This window comes from uncultured Candidatus Kuenenia sp. (genome assembly GCF_900696675.1).
GTDB lineage: Bacteria > Planctomycetota > Brocadiia > Brocadiales > Brocadiaceae > Kuenenia > Kuenenia stuttgartiensis_A.
Window position 1 is genome coordinate 1 of sequence record NZ_CAADGZ010000303.1, and the last position, 1,077, is coordinate 1,077.

General features: G+C 35.8%; 1 protein-coding gene. It reads right to left on the bottom strand.

Features of this window, described 5'->3' with window-relative positions:
- Positions 1-942 precede the first annotated feature (942 nt).
- A complete protein-coding gene (locus QZT26_RS17805; protein WP_295104118.1) occupies positions 943-1,071 on the bottom strand; it encodes an ATP-binding protein in 129 nt (42 codons plus the stop codon).
- Positions 1,072-1,077 lie beyond the last annotated feature (6 nt).

Below are 1,077 nucleotides of genomic sequence, written 5' to 3' on the forward strand. Positions count from 1 at the left end.
GTAATTCCTGATTGTTTGATCGTCTAACAAGAGCGCCTCTGCTACTTCTTCATAACTCCATCCTGAATCAAGAAGAAGTATAGCTTTGATTCGGTCGGCATGACGTCTATGAGGCTCTTTCTTATGTGCTTTTTTAAATTCTATTCGGGTTTTTTCACTGAGAAATGGATTCATGCAGAATTTAATACTCTAGAAACAATTCAAATGCAAGAAAAAAACAGATTTTTATAAAAATAAATGCTTTTTACTATATTATTTCTGTCAAACCCCGCACTGCAACGTAGTATATTTTTCGAGAAACGCAGATACCTTCTATAAGACAGATTTAAAGGTGAGAGTTGGATTGAAAGAGACAGCGGAGCCGATACCGGTATGTTATTGCTTTGGTTATACAAAAAAGATGATAGTAGAAGATTTTTTTAAAAACGGTCGTTTAACGATTCAAGGGGAAATAACAAAAAATGTAAAACAGGGAATATGTCGGTGTGAAATAACAAATTCCCAAGGTACGTGTTGTCTGGGGGATGTAACACGGACGTACGATAAAAAGTATAAAATAACTAGTCTTAAGCACGAGCAAGACAAACTCGCGGGTCGGTTTAATAACCTTCAGGAGTTATTATTAATTACCAAATAATTAATCAAAAAACAAAACGAGGTAAAGAATGGAAAAGATTGAGATTTCCAGGTCAATTTTGTTTTTTATCCTTGCCGGATTATGCGAAATTGGTGGGGGTCGTTATGGCAATAGAAAAGTGTACCAAATGGCAAAGTAAAATAGTACCACTCTGGACAAAAAAATTTATTATCACAATATGATATTGTCGACTACAGGCTTCTGTGATGCAACGGAAGGAACCCGTAGGGTGACTGGAGTTGCATCACAGAAGCCTCAATTTTGCAATCTCCAATTCACTGATAAAACAAAAGATATTTTCCCTCTTACACCTCCTTCCCTTTTTTCTTCTTCATACTCTGTTTAAATCGATAGCTTTCTCCATTGAACGTAAGAATATGGCTATGATGTGTTATTCGGTCTAAAAGTGCCGACGTCATTGTGGGATCATTCATAAATTT

What these genes read in the sequence shown, in the direction of transcription:
- QZT26_RS17805 (WP_295104118.1), bottom strand. Translation starts at nt 1,071, where the DNA reads ATGAATGATCCCACAATGACGTCGGCACTTTTAGACCGAATAACACAT.